The organism is Caulobacter sp. X, from assembly GCF_002742635.1.
Classification (GTDB): Bacteria; Pseudomonadota; Alphaproteobacteria; order Caulobacterales; family Caulobacteraceae; genus Caulobacter.
This window is the reverse complement of the sequence record NZ_PEGF01000002.1, coordinates 1926323-1942436: the sequence shown is the minus strand read 5'-3', so window position 1 is coordinate 1942436 and position 16114 is coordinate 1926323. Positions and strand designations below refer to the sequence as shown.

Annotated in this window: 14 protein-coding genes, 4 tRNA genes and 1 pseudogene; 3 read left to right on the top strand and 16 right to left on the bottom strand. The window is 67.0% G+C overall.

Annotated features, from left to right (window positions below; genetic code table 11):
- Positions 1-207 precede the first annotated feature (207 nt).
- A complete protein-coding gene (locus CSW60_RS21700) occupies positions 208-1878 on the top strand; it encodes a recombinase family protein (RefSeq protein ID WP_099539213.1) in 1671 nt (556 codons plus the stop codon).
- On the opposite strand, the gene CSW60_RS21695 is transcribed toward CSW60_RS21700, so the two are convergent.
- From CSW60_RS21695 to CSW60_RS21635, 13 genes and pseudogenes are all read right to left on the bottom strand, one after another.
- Positions 1837-1913, bottom strand: a tRNA-Arg gene (locus CSW60_RS21695). The genes CSW60_RS21700 and CSW60_RS21695 overlap by 42 nt on opposite strands.
- Positions 1914-1941: 28 nt before the next feature.
- A complete protein-coding gene (locus CSW60_RS21690) occupies positions 1942-2247 on the bottom strand; it encodes an ETC complex I subunit (RefSeq protein ID WP_013078830.1) in 306 nt (101 codons plus the stop codon).
- 26 nt (positions 2248-2273) lie between these two features.
- Positions 2274-2350 (bottom strand) — tRNA-Pro (locus tag CSW60_RS21685).
- A 59-nt stretch (positions 2351-2409) separates the two neighbouring features.
- Positions 2410-3013, bottom strand: a pseudogene (locus CSW60_RS21680) (DUF192 domain-containing protein).
- Entirely contained in the window at positions 2943-3536 is a 594-nt protein-coding gene (cspD, locus tag CSW60_RS21675; protein WP_099539104.1) for a stationary phase survival cold shock domain protein CspD, read from the bottom strand. Before cspD ends, CSW60_RS21680 begins: the two are co-directional and overlap by 71 nt.
- A 171-nt stretch (positions 3537-3707) precedes the next feature.
- Positions 3708-3782: transfer RNA gene (locus tag CSW60_RS21670), tRNA-Glu, on the bottom strand.
- A gap of 47 nt (positions 3783-3829) precedes the next feature.
- Positions 3830-3904, bottom strand: a tRNA-Glu gene (locus CSW60_RS21665).
- Positions 3905-4039: 135 nt separating this feature from the next.
- Complete coding sequence (gene recJ, locus CSW60_RS21660; protein WP_099539103.1) at positions 4040-5854, bottom strand: single-stranded-DNA-specific exonuclease RecJ; 1815 nt, start codon at positions 5852-5854, stop codon at positions 4040-4042.
- 67 nt (positions 5855-5921) lie between these two features.
- Positions 5922-6899 (bottom strand): class 1 fructose-bisphosphatase, encoded by a 978-nt coding sequence (locus CSW60_RS21655; RefSeq protein ID WP_099539102.1) that lies wholly within the window; start codon positions 6897-6899, stop codon positions 5922-5924.
- A gap of 61 nt (positions 6900-6960) precedes the next feature.
- Complete coding sequence (gene glpX, locus CSW60_RS21650; RefSeq protein ID WP_099539101.1) at positions 6961-7914, bottom strand: class II fructose-bisphosphatase; 954 nt, start codon at positions 7912-7914, stop codon at positions 6961-6963.
- A 74-nt stretch (positions 7915-7988) separates the two neighbouring features.
- Positions 7989-9278: a homoserine dehydrogenase gene (locus CSW60_RS21645; RefSeq protein WP_099539100.1), complete on the bottom strand. Its 1290-nt coding sequence runs from the start codon at positions 9276-9278 to the stop codon at positions 7989-7991.
- A 37-nt stretch (positions 9279-9315) separates the two neighbouring features.
- Entirely contained in the window at positions 9316-10536 is a 1221-nt protein-coding gene (locus CSW60_RS21640; RefSeq protein ID WP_099539099.1) for an LL-diaminopimelate aminotransferase, read from the bottom strand.
- Positions 10537-10645: 109 nt separating this feature from the next.
- A complete protein-coding gene (locus CSW60_RS21635) occupies positions 10646-11086 on the bottom strand; it encodes a hypothetical protein (protein WP_099539098.1) in 441 nt (146 codons plus the stop codon).
- Positions 11087-11176: 90 nt separating this feature from the next.
- On the opposite strand from CSW60_RS21635, the gene CSW60_RS21630 reads away from it, so the two are divergent.
- Together CSW60_RS21630 and CSW60_RS21625 are read left to right on the top strand one after the other, a co-directional pair.
- The gene (locus tag CSW60_RS21630; protein ID WP_201723099.1) at positions 11177-13132 is read left to right on the top strand and encodes a class I poly(R)-hydroxyalkanoic acid synthase; all 1956 of its coding nucleotides are present in this window, start codon (positions 11177-11179) and stop codon (positions 13130-13132) included.
- Positions 13129-14031, top strand: coding sequence for an alpha/beta hydrolase (locus CSW60_RS21625; RefSeq protein ID WP_236634327.1), 903 nt, complete (start codon positions 13129-13131; stop codon positions 14029-14031). Before CSW60_RS21630 ends, CSW60_RS21625 begins: the two co-directional genes overlap by 4 nt.
- 4 nt (positions 14032-14035) lie before the next feature.
- Here CSW60_RS21625 and argC read toward each other — a convergent pair whose 3' ends face one another.
- The 3 genes from argC to rplM all read right to left on the bottom strand — a co-directional run bounded on the left by argC (position 14036) and on the right by rplM (position 16034).
- A complete protein-coding gene (gene argC / locus CSW60_RS21620; protein ID WP_099539096.1) occupies positions 14036-14986 on the bottom strand; it encodes an N-acetyl-gamma-glutamyl-phosphate reductase in 951 nt (316 codons plus the stop codon).
- 97 nt (positions 14987-15083) lie between these two features.
- Positions 15084-15557, bottom strand: a complete 474-nt coding sequence (gene rpsI, locus CSW60_RS21615) for a 30S ribosomal protein S9 (protein WP_099539095.1) — start codon at positions 15555-15557, stop codon at positions 15084-15086.
- Between the two features lie 3 nt (positions 15558-15560).
- Entirely contained in the window at positions 15561-16034 is a 474-nt protein-coding gene (gene rplM / locus CSW60_RS21610; RefSeq protein WP_013078819.1) for a 50S ribosomal protein L13, read from the bottom strand.
- Positions 16035-16114: the final 80 nt, after the last annotated feature.

The following is a 16114-nucleotide window of genomic DNA, read 5'->3' as shown; positions in this document are numbered from 1 at the left end:
CTCTACGATTATTTGTCTCCGGAACTACCAACCCCTGCCCGTCCGAACGTCTCACCCAAACGCAGGGTGATCCGGCTTCCCTCTGTTTCCGACGATTGGCCCGACGTGGTGCCGATCTCCGAAGCGGAGTTGCGGATCACCGAGGCGTATTTGGAGAAGGTGCTGGCCGAACTGCTCGGACCCCTGCCCTGATCCACAGGGAAAACGATGGCCAAGCGTAAGACACCTCCCCCGCCCACCGCACCGAGCGCGGCGCTTTATCTCCGGGTCTCGACCGGCCGGCAGGCCGAAAGCGACCTTTCCATTCCCGATCAGGGCCGACAACTTCGAGCCTACTGCCAGGCCAAGGGCTGGCCCGTCGCCGAAGAGTTTGTCGAACCGGGCAACTCGGCCACCGACGACCGCCGCCCGGCGTTCCAGCAGATGATCGACACGGCGACCGCCAAGCCGCCGCCGTTCAACGTCATCCTGGTCCACTCGTTCTCGCGCTTCTTCCGTGACCAGTTCCTCTTCGAGTTCTACGCCCGCAAGCTGGCCAAAAACGGGGTCCGCATCGTCTCGATCACCCAGGAGGTTGGCGACGATCCGATGGGGATCATGGTGCGCCAGATGATGAACCTCTTCGACGAGTACCAATCGCGCGAGAACGCCAAGCACACCTTGCGCGCGATGAAGGAAAACGCGCGCCAGGGCTTCTGGAACGGCTCCCACCCGCCGCTCGGCTATCGGGTCATCACGGCCGAACAACGCGGTGAGCGGATCAAGAAGAAGCTCGAGATCGACCCCATCGGCGCCGAGACCGTGCGCCAGATCTTCCGCCTGGCGCTGCACGGTGTCGAAAACAGCGGCCCCATGGGTTTGAAGTCGATCGCCACCTATCTCAACGACAAGGGCATCACCACGCGCGGCGGCGGCCGATGGGGCGTAGGCACCGTCCACCATACCCTGACGCGGACGACTTATATCGGCGAGCACGTCTTCAACAGCCGCAACTGGGCCAGCCAGGAACCCAAGGACGACACCGAGCATGTCGTGATGGCCGTGCCGCCGCTGATCGAGCGCGACACGTTCGAGGCCGTGCAGCGCGCCATGTCGCTGCGCAATCCCAGGGCCATGGCCCCACGCTTCGTGAACAGCTCGATCCTGCTGGGCGGCATCTGCTTTTGCGGGCTCTGCGGCAAGGCGATGACGCTGCGGACCGGCAAGGGCGGCGCCTATCGCTACTACACCTGCTGCACCAACGCGCGTCAGGGTCCGGTCGGTTGCGAAGGCATGGCCGTGCGGATGGATCTGCTGGACGCCTCGGTGATCGACCACCTGGAGAACCGTCTGCTCAATCCCGAACGACTGGCCACGATGATGGACAACATCATCGACCGCCGGTCGGAGTGGATTGAACGCCGGCATCGGCACGTCGCCGACCTGCGCAAGCGCGCCACCGAAGCCGACCAGCGGCTTCAGCGTCTCTACCTTTCGATCGAGCAAGGGATCATCGATCCAGGCGATCCATCGCTCAAGCAACGGGTCACAACCCTGAAGGCCCAGCGCGACAAAGCCGACGGCGACGCCCAGCGCGCGGCTAAGGCCATCGACGGGATCACGCCCGCGCTGACGCCGGACTTGCTGCGCCGGTTCTCTGAAGCGACGCGGGAAATGTTCAGGGACGAAGCCGGCGCCTATCGCCGGGATCTCATCCGGGCCGTTGCCCAGAAGGTGGAATTGCTGTCCCCGCATGAGGCGAGGATCTGTGGCTCAAGGGTGGAATTGCTCCGAACCCTGGCGAGCAACAATGGCGTACAATCGGCGGCGTTAGCGCTGCCGGGTTTTGCACCAGGGTGGCGCGCCCTGCAGGATTCGAACCTGCGACCGCTCGCTTAGAAGGCGAGTGCTCTATCCAGCTGAGCTAAGGGCGCGCGCTGGCCGGCTTATTCCGCGAGCGCCCTAGTGCGTCCAGGGCTGCTTGCGGTTGGCGGCGAAGTTGTCGGCGTAGGCCTTGATGATCCGCTTGGGCGTCTTCGGCTCGAACAGCTGGAACGCGATCTCGTGCCGCTGCGCATAGGCCACGGCCTCGTCCCGGGTGTCGAAGGTCAGGCGGATCTGGCCGTTCATGTCGCTGGACTGGGTCCAGCCCATCAGCGGGTCGGGCTTGCGGGCCGAGGCCGGTTCGAACTCCAGCACCCAGTCCTTGGTCTTGGCCTTGCCGGACTGCATGGCGTTCTTGGCGGGGCGATAGATGCGGGCCAGCATGGACCTCTCCCAAAGTGCCTTACCGATGGTCGGAGCGGCAGGATTTGAACCTGCGACCCTCTGCTCCCAAAACAGATGCGCTACCAGGCTGCGCTACGCTCCGAAACATCGGCAGGCGGCTGCTCTACAGGGGTTCGGCGCGCGGATCAACGGACGCGAGCCTTATCCTTTCGGGAAGATCCTGTGCAAAACCCGGTCGCCCGGCAATATGCCGAGCTGCGCGGCCCGCCCGCCGGCGATTTCGAGCACGCCAAGGACGAGGCCGCCGGACGGCAGAGGCGTCTCGTCGTGGGGACGCGCGTTGCGGACGATCGACAGAATGCGCCCGTCTGGCTGGATGAAGATGATGTCCAGCGGGATCAGCGTGTTCTTCATCCAGTAGGCGGCTGGTTGCGGCCGTTTGTAGGTGAAGAGCATGCCGCGGTCGGGAGCCAGCGCCTTGCGGAACATCAGCCCCCTCGCCTGCTCGGCCTGGGTGGCGGCGATCTCGACCTGAAAGCGTGCGCGGCCACGGCTGGTGACGACCTCGACCGTCTCCAGCCTGGTTCCCGCCGCCCGCGCCTGGTCAAGGCCAAGCGCCCACGCGCCTCCCGCCAAGGCGAGAATCGCGCGCCTATCGATCATACGCTCCGCCACACGTCACCTCGTCCGAAAGCTCGCCAAGAAGACTAGCTTCCGGATCAGGGCGGCGAAAGTCAGGCGTCCCCGGCGGTGATCTCGGCCACCACCAGCCCCTTAGGACCGCGGGCGAACCGAACCAAGACATCGTCGCCGGGCTGGAGATCTTCCAAGCCCCCGCGCCGCAGCGTCTCGATATGGACGAAGATATCGCCCGGCTCGGCGTCGCGCACCACGAAGCCGTAGCCCTTGGTCCTGTTGAACCACTTGACCTTGGCGTGCTCGGCCGGCCCCTCCGGGACCAGCGCGCCACGGCCATGGCCGTCCGGGCGCGGACCGTCACGCCGCGGCGGACCGTCGGCGAAGGTTCGCCTCTGCCGTTCGATCGGCATGGGCGCTGAGCTTTCGTCGAGATTGACGACCTCGCTGACCTGCCAGCCCTTGGGCCTTCGAACCACGTCGCAAACGATGACCGCGCCTTCCATGGCGGTTTCGCGTCCGCAATTGCGTAGCGACGTCACATGCAGAAGCACGTCCTTCAGCCCAGTCTGGCCTGGATCATCGGGTATGATGAACCCATAGCCCTTGCCGGCGTCGAACCACTTCACCTTGCCGCTGATGCGCACGAACTCCTCGTGCGCCGCGGCGTCCTCGAAATCGTAACCAGACATCCCACCCCTCTGGCTCGCTTGATCAGCCCATCGGAGCGAGCACACGAGAACAGTGTTCTCGCGTAAGGAGAACCGTCAATGACGAAATCGCGTCAAACGGCCACGCAAGCGTCATCCGCGACATTTCGCCGCAGACACAATCCAGAAACACTCTGAAATACAACCGAGGAATGGCAGTCCCTAGGGGAGTCGAACCCCTCTCTCCAGATTGAAAATCTGGCGTCCTAACCGATAGACGAAGGGACCACGTAACCGCCCTGGGCGGGAACATCGTCGAGATATGGCCTCGCGGGTGGCAGTCCCTAGGGGAGTCGAACCCCTCTCTCCAGATTGAAAATCTGGCGTCCTAACCGATAGACGAAGGGACCACGGCCCCGCGAGGAAGCGGGTGTATAGCCGCGCCTCTTGGGCCGCGCAACCCGCTGGAAATCATTTTTTCGCTCCGTCCACATCCTCTGGCGCGGCCCAGGGGGGATGGACGCGCGAGGCCGTCGGACATGCGATCAGGCGTAGCGCGCCCGCGGGTCATGAGCGTCTTCGATCTCGAACTGCACGCCGTTACGGCCCATGTAATCGTCCGGCTTGAGTCGACCTGCGACATCCAGCGCGCCGCCGCCGGCGAGCAGCCGCCGCCCCAGCGGCGTTTCGGCGCTGCGCCAGCTGACGGCCTTGATTCGATCGCCGGTGGGTCCGACGAGATCCAGCCTCACATGTCCGCCCTTCAAGGCCGTCACGCGATCGGGCCGCACCTGGGTCATGGCGAACATGGGCTCGGGGTTGCCGGGACCGAAGGGCGCGAGGCGCTGGAAGTCGTCGTGCAACGCCCGACTCGCGGCGCGGGGCTGGAGCAGGACGTCGATCTCGACCGCCTCGGCGCCCGCCGCCTCCATCTCGCCTGCCAGTCGCTCCTCGAGGAAGGCGCGAAACTCGGGAATCATCTCGGGACGAATCGACAGCCCCGCCGCCATCGCGTGCCCGCCACCGGCCATCAAGAGCCCCGCCTCGAAGGCGGCCTGGATCGCGCGCCCCAGATTCACACCCGGCTGCGAGCGGCCAGAGCCTTTGCCGACATTGGCCGCGCGGTCGATCCCGATCACCACCACCGGCTTGCGATAGCGCTCGCGCAGGCGGCCGGCGACGATGCCGATCACGCCAGGATGCCAGTCCTCACCGGCGACAACGATGACCGGCGCGCCGGGGTTGAGATTGCCGCGCTCCAGCATGGCGGCGGCTTCCTCGACCACAGCCGCCTCGACGGCCTTGCGCTCGGTATTGAGGCCGTCCAGCTCTTCCGCCAGGGCCCGAGCCTCGATCGGATCGTCCGTGGACAACAGGCGCGCGCCCAGGTCCGAGCGGCCGATGCGGCCGCCGGCGTTGATCCTGGGGCCCAGGATGAACCCCGCGTGGAACACCGACGGCGGCCCAGAGCCCTTGCCCACCTCGAACAGCGCCTTGAGCCCGGGGTTGGCCCAGGCGCCCATGGTCCGCAGGCCCAGCGCCGTCAGGGCGCGGTTGAAGCCGACCAGCTGGGTCACGTCGCAGACCTCGCCCAGGGCGACGAGGTCCAGCCACTGGCGCGGGTCCGGTTGGGGCCGTTCTTCGGTGAACAAGCCCCGCTTGCGCGCTTCGCGATTGAGAGCGGCCAGCAGCACGAAGGTGACTCCGGCGGCGGCCAAGACGCCCTGGCCGCTCTGGCAGCCCGGACGGTTCGGATTGACGACGGCGGCCGCGGCGGGCGGATCCTCGCGCATCAGGTGGTGGTCGATGACCACGACCTCGAGTCCGATCTCCCCGGCGCTGGCGATGGCGTCATAGGCGGCCGCGCCGCAGTCCAGCGTCACGACCAACTCCGCGCCGCTCTCGCGGATCTTGCGGAAGGCGGCGGGACTGGGTCCGTAGCCCTCGGTCAGGCGGTCGGGGATGTAGATCGGCAGCTCGACGCCCATGTAGCGGAACCACCGGACAAGCTGGGCGGCGCTGGTCGCGCCATCGACGTCATAGTCCGCGAAGACCATGGTCGGCCGCCCCTGTTCCAGGGCGTCGATCAGGATCTCGGCGGCCCGGTCCATGTCGGTGAAGCTGGACGGATCGGGAAACAGCGCCTTCAGGGTCGGGCGCAGATAGTGCTCGGACTGCTCAAGAGAGACGCCGCGCGCCGCCAGGGCGCGCGCCAAGGGCTCGATCAGGCCGTGCCGCTGCTGGATGTCGCGCACCACCAGCGGATCGGCGGCGCGCTCGCGCCAGGCCCGACCGCTGAGGGAGCGTTCAACGCCAAGGAAGGCGCTGGGAACGAGATTCGAGACACCGTCGGCGGCCATGGCGGCAGAGTATCCGGTCATGCGGATTCGCTCCATGCGACACCGCTATGACAGTCGCGGACGCAGCTCAGCCCCGCAGCGTCTCCGCGCGGACCTCTTCGACCTCGTTGGCCGAGCCCAGGACCACCGGCACGCGCTGGTGCAGCTTGGTCGGCTGGATGTCGAGGATGCGCTCGACGCCGTCGGTCGCCTTGCCGCCGGCGCGCTCGACCACGAGCCCCATGGGGTTGGCTTCGTACATCAGGCGCAGCTTGCCGGGCTTGCCGGGCTCGCGGGCGTCCCAGGGGTACATGAAGATCCCGCCGCGCATCATGATGCGGTGGACGTCGGCCACCATCGAGGCGATCCAGCGCATGTTGAAGTTCTTGGCCCGAGGACCTTCCTTGCCCCTCAGGCAGCCGTCGATGTAGCGGCGCACCGGCTCGGCCCAGTGGCGCTGGTTCGACATGTTGATCGCGAACTCGGCGGTGTCGGGCTTGATGCTCAGATCGGGATGGGTCAGCAGCCACTGGCCGTCGGCGCTGAGCGTAAAGGCGTTGACCCCGCTCGACAGCGTCAGGACCAGCATGGTCTGCGGACCATAGACCGCGTAGCCGGCGGCGACCTGGTTGCGGCCGGGCTGCAGGAAATCGGCTTCGGTCGGCGCATGGCCGGTCGGCGCCGGCAGCACCGAGAAGATCGTGCCGACCGAGACATTGACGTCGATATTGCTGGAGCCGTCCAGCGGATCGAAGGTGACGAGATAGCCGCCGACACGGCCGGTCGGCTCGACCTCTTCTAGCTCTTCCGAGGCGAGGCCCGCGACGGGGCCGCAGGCCTTCAGGGCGTCGCTCAGCATGTCGTTGGTGATGACGTCGAGCTTCTTCTGTTCTTCGTCCTGCACGTTGGTGCTGCCCGCGGCGCCCAGGCTGCCGGACAGCGCGCCAGAGGCCACCACGCGGCTGATCTGCGCGCAGGTCGCCGCAACGGTCTGGACGACTTCCTTCAGGGCGGCGTCCGCCGGCTCCGCCGCGAGCCAGGCGGCCAAGTCGACAAAGGTGGTCATGGGCAACCTCTAAACCAGAGCAGGACGGCCGCCTCTAGCGGACGACCGTGACAGGAAGGTTTCAGACCTTCCGCTTCATGCGGACCTCGCGGACCGTGCCCGTCGAGGAGTTCATCACCAGGGTGTGGGTGTGGACGCAGCCGTCACGGAAGACGACGCCGTCGACCAGCCCGCCGCGCGTGACGCCGGTGGCGGCGAAGATCGCCTCGTCGCGGACGATCTCGTGCAGGTCGTACTTCTTGTCGAGATCAGTCACGCCCCAGCGCGCCGCGCGAGCGCGCTCGTCGGCGCTGCGGAACAGCAGACGTCCCTGGAACTGGCCCCCGACGCACTTCAGCGCCGCGCAGGCCAGCACGCCTTCGGGCGCGCCGCCGGAGCCGAGGTAGAGGTCGATGCCGGTGGACGGATCGGTGGTGTTGATCACGCCGGCGATGTCGCCGTCGGTGATCAGGTGGATACGGGCGCCGGCGGCGCGAACCTTGGCGATGATCTCGGCGTGGCGCGGACGGTCCAGCACGCAGACCGTGATTTCGGTCGGGGCGACGCCCTTAGCTTCCGCGAGCGCCTTGACGTTCTCAGCCGGAGAGCGGTCCAGGTCGATCACGCCAGCCGGCAGGCCCGGCCCGCAGGCGATCTTGTCCATGTAGGTGTCGGGCGCGTTCAGCAGCGTGCCCTTGGGCGCCCAGGCCATGACCGTCAGCGCGTTGGGCTGGGCCTTGGCCGCCAGGGTCGTGCCTTCCAGCGGGTCCAGGGCGATGTCGATCTGGGGCCCCTTCCCCGTCCCGACCTTCTCCCCAATGTAGAGCATCGGCGCCTCGTCGCGCTCGCCCTCGCCGATGACGATCTCGCCGTCGATGTTCAGCTCGTTGAGCGCATTGCGCATGGCGTCGACGGCGGCCTGATCGGCGGCCATCTCGTCGCCACGACCCAGCATCGTCCAGGAGGCGATGGCGGCGGCCTCGGTCACGCGAACGGCGTCCAGGACCAGCGAGCGGTCCAGGGTGTTCGAACTCATCCGTTTCTCCTAGCCCCCGCAGCCGGAGGCCTAGTTCCCAATGTCGCCTTCAGCGCCCGGATTTTTCCAGGTCGTTAGATGCGCGCGACGCGCAGAAGGCGGGGACGCTCTAGCACGGTCTGCAGCTTTTCGATGCGGCTAATCGCATCCAGCAGCTTCGATTCCGGGGTCGCATGGGTAACGAGCACGATCGGCACCCCGCCCGCGCCTTCGATGGGCTTTTGCAGGAAGCTGTCGATCGAGACGCCGCATTCGGCCAGGGTTTCCGAGATCGCCGCAATCACGCCGGGCTGGTCCTGGACCATGATCCGCAGATAGGCCTTGCCCACCGCGCGGGCCGGGTCGATGGCGATGAACGGCTTCAGCTGTCCGGCCGGGGCCTGGAAGACGGGGCGCACGGCCTTGGTCATCACGTCGGCGATGTCGGCGGCGACGGCGGCGGCGGTCGGCCCCGCGCCCGCGCCCGGCCCCTGGATGAAGATGCGGCCAATCCGCGTGCCCTCGATGAACAGCGCGTTCAGCGCCCCGCCCGCCTGGGCCAGCGGATGATCCAACGGCACCAGCGACGGATGCACCTTCACCGCCACGCCATCCTCGGCCTTGGCCGCGCCGGCGATCAGCTTGATGCGGTAGCCCAGGTCCTTGGCCAGCTTGATGTCGAGCAGGTCGACGTCGCTGATCCCCTCGATCTCGGCGGCCTCGAAGTTCGGGGCGCAGCCGAAGGCCAGGGCGGCCAGGATGCTGATCTTGTGGCCGGCGTCGAAGCCGCCGACATCCATGGTGGGGTCGGCCTCGGCATAGCCCAGGCCCTGAGCCTCGCGCAGCACGTCGGCGAACGAGCGGCCGGTCTTCTCCATCTCCGAGAGGATGAAGTTGCAGGTGCCGTTGAGGATGCCGGCGACGCTGACGACGTCGTCGCCGACCATGGCCTCGCGCAGCATCTTCACCGCAGGGGTGCCGCCCATGACGGCCGCCTCGAACAACAGCGGCACGCCTTGAGACTCGGCGAGCGCGGCCAGCTCGGCGCCGTGGACGGCGATCAGGGCCTTGTTGGCGGTGACCACCGGCTTGCCGGCCTTCAGCGCGGTCTCGACGGCGGCCTTGGCCGGGCCGTCGGAGCCGCCGATCAGTTCGACGAACAGGTCGATATCCGGCGAGCCGGCCAGGGCCACCGGATCGTCGAACCAGGCGAGGCTCGAGATGTCGACCGTGCGCGGCCGCGACTTCGACCGCGCCGAGACAGCGGTCACAACGGCCTTGTCACCCGCCGGCGCGAAGCCGGGGCGGTCGGCCAGGAACTGCAGGAGGCCGCCGCCCACGGTGCCCAGGCCCGCGACGCCGACGCGCCAGGTCTTGTTCGTCATCTTCGAGTCCTCGTTACGCCGTCGGGAAAGGCCTGCCTCAGGCCTGTTCCATCTTGTTGTGGGCCTTGGCCAGGATGGAGTCGGCGTTGGCGATGAATTTCTTCACATTGCGCGCGGCTTGGCGAATGCGGTGCTCGTTCTCGACCAGACCGATCCGCACATAGCCCTCGCCGTACTCACCAAAGCCGATGCCGGGAGCGACGGCGACGCCGGCCTCCTCGATCAGCAGGCGCGAGAACAGCATCGAGCCCGCCTCGCGATAGGGTTCGGGGATCTTGGCCCAGGCGAACATCGAGGCCGGCGGATTGGGGATGTCCCAGCCCGCGCCCTGCATCGACTTGATCAGGGTGTCGCGGCGGCTCTTGTAGATGGCGCGGATCTCGTCGACGCAGTCCTGCGGACCGTTCAGCGCGGTAGCCGCGGCCACCTGCACCGGCGTGTAGGCGCCGTAGTCCAGATAGGACTTCACGCGGGCCAGAGCCGCGCAGATTCGGGCGTTTCCGACCACCATGCCCACGCGCCAGCCGGCCATGGCGTAGGTCTTCGACAGCGAGTTGACCTCGACCGCGATGTCCTTGGCCCCGTCGACCTGCAGCACCGACGGCGGAGGGTTGTTGTCGAAATAGATCTCGCCATAGGCCACGTCGCTGATGACCAGCAGGTCATGCTTTTTGGCGAGGGCGATCGCATCCTTGTAGAAGTCGAGGTCCACCCACTGGGCGGTCGGGTTCGACGGATAGGACAGGATCAGCACGCTGGGCGGCGGCACCGAGTGCTTCACCGCGCGGCTGATGTTGGAGAGATATTCCTCGGGCGACAGAGCGGGCACGTGGCGGATGATGCCGCCAGCCATGATGAAGCCGAAGGCGTGGATCGGATAGGCCGGGTTCGGGCAGATGATCACGTCGCCCGGCCCGGTCAGGGCCTGGGCGAGGTTGGCGAAGCCTTCCTTGGAGCCCAGGGTCGCGATGACCTCGGTGTCGGGGTTCAGCTTCACGCCGAAACGGCGGCCATAGTAATTGGCCATGGCCTTGCGCAGGCCCGGGATGCCCTTCGACGCCGAGTAGCGGCCGGCCTTCGGGTCCCTGGCGGTCTCGATCAGCTTGTCGACGATGTGCTGCGGCGTCGGCATGTCGGGATTGCCCATGCCGAAGTCGATGATGTCCGTCCCTTCAGCGCGCAAACGCGCCTTGATCTTGTTGACCTCTTCGAAAACGTACGGCGGCAGGCGGCGGATACGGTGAAAATCGGTGCTCATGACGGCTCGTTGCGCCGCGTCGGCGCTTTGGGAGCGAAAAGTCGGGCATGGATAGACCCCGAGCGGGGTCAAGCCAAGCCGGTTCAAGGAAGATTATGCCTCCGTCGCCCTATTGGGGCTGTGACGGAGGCGCGCTAGCTCGGCCGCGGGCTGCGCGGGCGAAGGCTTCGGTGTTGGCGCGGTCGGTGTCCGTCGGCGCTTCGAAGGCCGGCGGCGTGACCTCACGGCGCGCTTTGGCGGCGTAGGACTCGGTGTCCTTGAGCTCCCAGGTCGACGGCGCGGTGGCGCGCGTCACGGCGTCGCCGGCGGCTTGCTGCTGGGCGACGGCGCCGCGAATCTGGTCGGCGCTGGGGATGTCGCTCGGGATCACCGGGATCTCGGAGAGCTTGAGACGCCCGCCCTTGGTCTTGGCGGCGCTGGCGACGGCGGCGGCCACGGGTGAGCTCGGATCCACCGGCGCGGTCTTGAACGGGCTCGCACAGGCGCTCGCGCCGGCCGCCAAGCCGACGATAAGACCGAAACGCAGGATTTTGCGGGTTTCGCCGTTCATTGGTTCTGGTCTTATGCGATGATCGCGGCGAGCGGAAGGCGTTCGACGTCGCTTTTCGCGAACTGGCTTTGGACAAGCGGAGGAAACCTCATGGCCACGGCGAAGGCCGCCCCCAAGCCCAAGAAGAAAGCCGCGCCCAAGACCGACAAGAGTCAGGCCAAGGCCCCGTCAAAGACAGCCCCTTCGCCAGAGACCAAGCCGCCGCCGAAGATCGAGTCGCCAAATCCGGCGGCGGGCGTCCCGCCCCTGCCTCCGTTCGACACGCTGCTGTCGCCCGAGCAGGTGAAGCTGGTCGAGACCCTGTCGGCCAATCTCGCCCGCGCCGCTGTCACCGCCCAGGGCGCGATCGCCGAGGCGGCGCTGCGCCAGGCTGATCGCCCCGCCGCCCTGACGCCCGATCCCTTCCACGTCGCGCCGGCCCTGAACGAGGTGATGACCCGCCTCGCCGCCCAGCCCGAACGCTTGATGCGGGCCCAGGCCGATCTCTTCAGCCGCTATATGGACCTCTGGCAGTCGGCGGCCCGCCGCGCGGCGGGCGAGGAGGTCGCGCCGGTGGTCACGCCGGTCGCCGGCGACAAGCGGTTCAATGATCCTGAGTGGGCGTCGAACCCGATGTTCGACATGATGAAGCAGTCCTATCTGCTGTCGTCGAACTGGCTGAACAGCCTGGTGGCCGAGGTAGATGGCGTCGATCCGGCCACCAAGCGGCGCGTCGAGTTCTTCACCAAGATGCTGACCGACGCCTTCTCGCCGTCGAACTTCCTGATGTCCAACCCGGCGGCCCTGCGCGAGGCCGTGCAGACCCAGGGCGAAAGCATCGTCCGGGGGATGGAGAACTTCGCCGCGGATCTGGAACGCGGCGGCGGTCAGCTGGCGATCAGCCAGACGGACCTGGCCAAGTTCAAGGTCGGCGAGAACGTCGCCACCGCCCCCGGCAAGGTCGTCTATCAGAACGACATCCTGCAGCTGCTGCAGTTCGATCCGACGACCGAGACGGTCTGTGAAATCCCGCTGCTGATCTTCCCGCCCTGGATCAACAAGTTCTACATCCTGGACCTGCGCCCGGAGAACTCGATGATCCGCTGGCTGACCGGCCAGGGCTTCACGGTCTTCGTCGCCTCCTGGGTCAATCCGGATCGGAAGCTCGCCGACAAGACCTTCGAGGACTACATGATCGAGGGCGTCTATGACGCCACCCAGCAGGTCATGACCCAGTGCGGCGTCGATAAGGTCAACACCGTCGGCTACTGCATCGGCGGCACCCTGCTGTCGGTCGCCCTGGCCCACATGGCCGCGCGCGGCGATGCGCGGATCAACTCGGCCACCTTCTTCGCCGCCCAGCAGGATTTCGCCGAGGCCGGCGATCTGCTGCTGTTCACCAACGAGGAGTGGCTAAGCGAGATCGAGCAGCGGATCGACCAGGCCGGCGGCTTCCTGCCCAGCCAGTCGATGGCCGACACGTTCAACGCCCTGCGCGGCAACGACCTGATCTGGTCGTTCTTCGTCAGCAACTATCTGATGGGCAAGGAGCCCCGCCCCTTCGATTTGCTGTTCTGGAACGCCGACCAGACGCGGATGCCCAAGGCGCTGCACCTCTTCTATCTGCGCAATTTCTACAAGGATAACGCCCTGGCCAAGGGCCAGCTGACGATCGGCGGCGAGCGGCTGGACCTGTCGAAGGTCAAGGTCCCGATCTTCGTACAGTCCTCCAAGGAGGACCACATCGCGCCCTATCGCAGCGTGTTCCGCGGCGCGAAGCTGTTCGGCGGCCCGGTGACCTTCATGATGGCGGGCTCCGGCCACATCGCCGGGGTGATCAACCCGCCGGGGGCCAACAAGTACCAGCATTGGATCAACGAGCAGAAATGCGAGTCGGTCGAGGTCTGGCAGGCCGGGGCGAAGGAATTCCCGGGCTCGTGGTGGCCCTATTGGGGCGAATGGCTGAAGGCGCGCTCGGGCGGCCAGGTTCCCGCGCGAGATCCGGCCAAGGGCAAGTTGAAGCCGCTGGAGGACGCGCCCGGCAGCTTCGTGCTGGTGAAGTCGTGAAGCGGTCGCTGGCCCTGCTGGTCGCCCTGGCCGGTCTGGCCGCGACGGCGCCCGCCGACGCCCAGCGCCTGCGCGATCGGCTCGCCGAGCGGGCGGCCGCCCGGGCGGAGGCCAAGCTGACCGCCACCCCGGCGCCGGAAGGCGTGCTGCGCGACCTCAACGTCTCGTATGGACCCGACAAGGCCCAGGTCTTCGATGTCTATCGCCCCAAGGCCGCCCAGGGCGCGCCTATCGTGGTGATGGCCCACGGCGGCGGGTGGCGGATCGGCGACAAGGCCATGGGCAAGGTGGTCGACAACAAGGTCCCGTGGCTGACCGGCCAAGGATTCATCTTCGTCTCGGTGAACTATCGGATGCTGCCGGACGCCGACGTGGCGACCCAAGCGCGCGACGTCGCCCGGGCGATCGCCGCGGTTCAAGCCAAGGCCGCCGCCTGGGGCGGCGATCCGTCGAAGGTGGTCCTGATGGGCCATTCGGCCGGCGCGCATCTGGTCTCCCTTCTGGCCGCCGACCCGACGATCGCCGCGAGGGAAGGCGCCAAGCCCTGGCGCGGCGTCGTGGCCCTGGACAGCGCGGCGATGGACGTGCCGTCGATCATGAGCCAGCGCCACATGAAGCTCTATGACGAGGCCTTCGGGAGCGATCCGGCCGTCTGGAAGGACCTGTCGCCGCTGGCGCGCATGAAGGCCGCGCCCGCGCCGCTGATGATGGTGTGCTCCTCGCGCCGCGCCGAGTCCTGCCCCCAGGCGCAGGCTCTGGCCGACAAGGCCAAGAGCCTCGGCGGCCAGGCGTCGGTGCTGCCGCAAGACCTCAGCCACGGCGAGATCAACGCCAAGCTGGGAGAGCCCGGCGCCTATACCGACGCCGTCGCTCGGTTCCTCGCGTCGGTGGTCCGCTGAGCCCTTAGAGGCCTGCGTTCTCTTTCAGGCCCAGGGCGATGTTCAGGTTCTGCACCGCCGCGCCCGACGCGCCCTTGCCCAGGTTGTCGAGCAGCGCCACCAGCCGCGCCTGGCCGCTGGCGTCCGAGCCGAATACGAACAGCTTCAGGCGGTTGGTGCCGTTCAGGCCTTCCGGATCCAGGGTCGTCAGCGCCTTGGCCTCGTCCAGCGACGCGACCTCGACGAAGGCTTCGCCCTTGTAGTGCTTTTCGAGCACGGCATGGATGTCGGCCAGTGACGCGCCGTTCAGGGTCGAAAGGTGCAGCGGCAGCTCGACGATCATGCCCTGGGCGTAGCGGCCGACGGCGGGCGCGAAGATCGGGCGCGTCAGCAGGCCACCATGCTTTTGCATTTCCGGCACGTGCTTGTGGCTCAGCGACAGGCCGTAGATGAAGTACGGGTCGCGGGTGTAGTTCGGAGAGGTCTCGTCCTCGAACTGGGCGATCATCGCCTTGCCGCCGCCGGTGTAGCCCGAGACGGCGTTGTACGAGACCGGCAGCTCGGCCGGCAGAATGCCCGCGCTGACCAGCGGCCGCGTCAGGGCGATCGCGCCGGTCGGATAGCAGCCGGGATTGGAGATCCGCTTCGACGCCGCGATCTTGGCCCGCTGGTCCTTGTCGAGCTCAGCGAAGCCATAGGTCCAGTCCTCGGCGGTCCGGTAGGCCGTCGAGGCGTCGATGATCACCGTGTCGGGATTGCTGACCAGCGACACGGCCTCCTTAGCCGCGTCGTCGGGCAGGCACAGGATCACCGCGTCGGCGCCGTTCAGCATCTCGGCGCGGGCGTCCGCGTCCTTGCGCTTGTCGGGATCGATCGAGACCAGCTGGAGATCGGCGCGGGCCAGCAGGCGCTCGCGGATCTGCAGGCCGGTGGTGCCGGCTTCGCCGTCGATGAAGACCTTGGGGGCGCTCGCCATGGGCGGACTCCGATCCAGAGAGAACAAGGGAATAGACCAAGAAAAAGGGCGCTTCGGAGACCCGAAGCGCCCTCTTCCAAACGCGTACGAACCGCGCTTAGCGCTTCGAGAACTGGAAGCTGCGGCGGGCCTTGGCCTTGCCATACTTCTTACGCTCGACGACGCGGCTGTCGCGGGTCAGGAAGCCGTGCGGCTTCAGGACCGGGCGCAGGCCGGGCTCGTAGTGGGTCAGAGCCTTCGACAGGCCGTGACGGATCGCGCCGGCTTGGCCCGACAGGCCCGAGCCTTCCACGGTCACGACGACGTCGAATTGACCGAGGCGATCGGTCACTTCCAGCGGCTGGGCGATCATCATGCGCAGCACCGGACGGGCGAAGTAGACTTCCTGGTCACGACCGTTGATCGTGATCGAGCCCTTGCCCGGCTTGATCCAGACGCGAGCGATCGCGTTCTTGCGCTTGCCGGTCGCGTAGGCGCGGCCTTGGGCGTCGATCTTCGGTTCGGCCGGAGCAGCCGCTTCCGGGTTGCTGGACAGGCTGGCCAGCGCGTCAAAGCCTTGAGCGTCAGTCATAGCTTAGAGGCTCCGGATGTTCTTGGCGTTGCGGCCCGCGAAGTCGACGACTTCGGGGTTTTGCGCTTGGTGCGGGTGCTCGCCGTTGTTGTAGATGAGCAGGTGGGTCAGCTGCTTGCGAGCCAGCGGGCTCTCCTTGGGCAGCATGCGCTCGACGGCCTTTTCCAGGACGCGCTCGGGGAACTTGCCGCCCAGCACCTTGCGGGGGGTGGTTTCCTTGATGCCGCCCGGGTGACCGGTGTGACGGTAGTAGACCTTGTCGTCCAGCTTCTTGCCGGTGAACTTCACCTTGTCGGCGTTGATCACGACGACGAAGTCGCCGCAGTCGACGTGCGGGGTGTAGTCAGGACGGTGCTTGCCGCGAAGACGCATGGCGATGAACGAAGCCAGACGGCCGACAACGGCGTCCTGGGCGTCGACCACGATCCACTTCTTCTCGACCTCGGCTGGCTTCAAGGAAGCCGTGATCTTCTGCATGGGATTGATCCGTAATTTCTAGGCGTCCGACCCCGAGAAATCCGGTTTCGTCCGTGTGAGGCGCGGCATGTACGGGAGGG

Coding starts and splice junctions, on each gene's coding strand:
- CSW60_RS21640 (WP_099539099.1), bottom strand. CDS start 10,536: ATGAGCACCGATTTTCACCGTATCCGCCGCCTGCCGCCGTACGTTTTC.
- CSW60_RS21645 (WP_099539100.1), bottom strand. CDS start 9,278: ATGACGAACAAGACCTGGCGCGTCGGCGTCGCGGGCCTGGGCACCGTG.
- CSW60_RS21635 (WP_099539098.1), bottom strand. CDS start 11,086: ATGAACGGCGAAACCCGCAAAATCCTGCGTTTCGGTCTTATCGTCGGC.
- CSW60_RS21700 (WP_099539213.1), top strand. CDS start 208: ATGGCCAAGCGTAAGACACCTCCCCCGCCCACCGCACCGAGCGCGGCG.
- glpX (WP_099539101.1), bottom strand. CDS start 7,914: ATGAGTTCGAACACCCTGGACCGCTCGCTGGTCCTGGACGCCGTTCGC.
- cspD (WP_099539104.1), bottom strand. CDS start 3,536: ATGTCTGGTTACGATTTCGAGGACGCCGCGGCGCACGAGGAGTTCGTG.
- rplM (WP_013078819.1), bottom strand. CDS start 16,034: ATGCAGAAGATCACGGCTTCCTTGAAGCCAGCCGAGGTCGAGAAGAAG.
- rpsI (WP_099539095.1), bottom strand. CDS start 15,557: ATGACTGACGCTCAAGGCTTTGACGCGCTGGCCAGCCTGTCCAGCAAC.
- argC (WP_099539096.1), bottom strand. CDS start 14,986: ATGGCGAGCGCCCCCAAGGTCTTCATCGACGGCGAAGCCGGCACCACC.
- CSW60_RS21690 (WP_013078830.1), bottom strand. CDS start 2,247: ATGCTGGCCCGCATCTATCGCCCCGCCAAGAACGCCATGCAGTCCGGC.
- CSW60_RS21655 (WP_099539102.1), bottom strand. CDS start 6,899: ATGACCACCTTTGTCGACTTGGCCGCCTGGCTCGCGGCGGAGCCGGCG.
- recJ (WP_099539103.1), bottom strand. CDS start 5,854: ATGGCCGCCGACGGTGTCTCGAATCTCGTTCCCAGCGCCTTCCTTGGC.
- CSW60_RS21630 (WP_201723099.1), top strand. CDS start 11,177: ATGGCCACGGCGAAGGCCGCCCCCAAGCCCAAGAAGAAAGCCGCGCCC.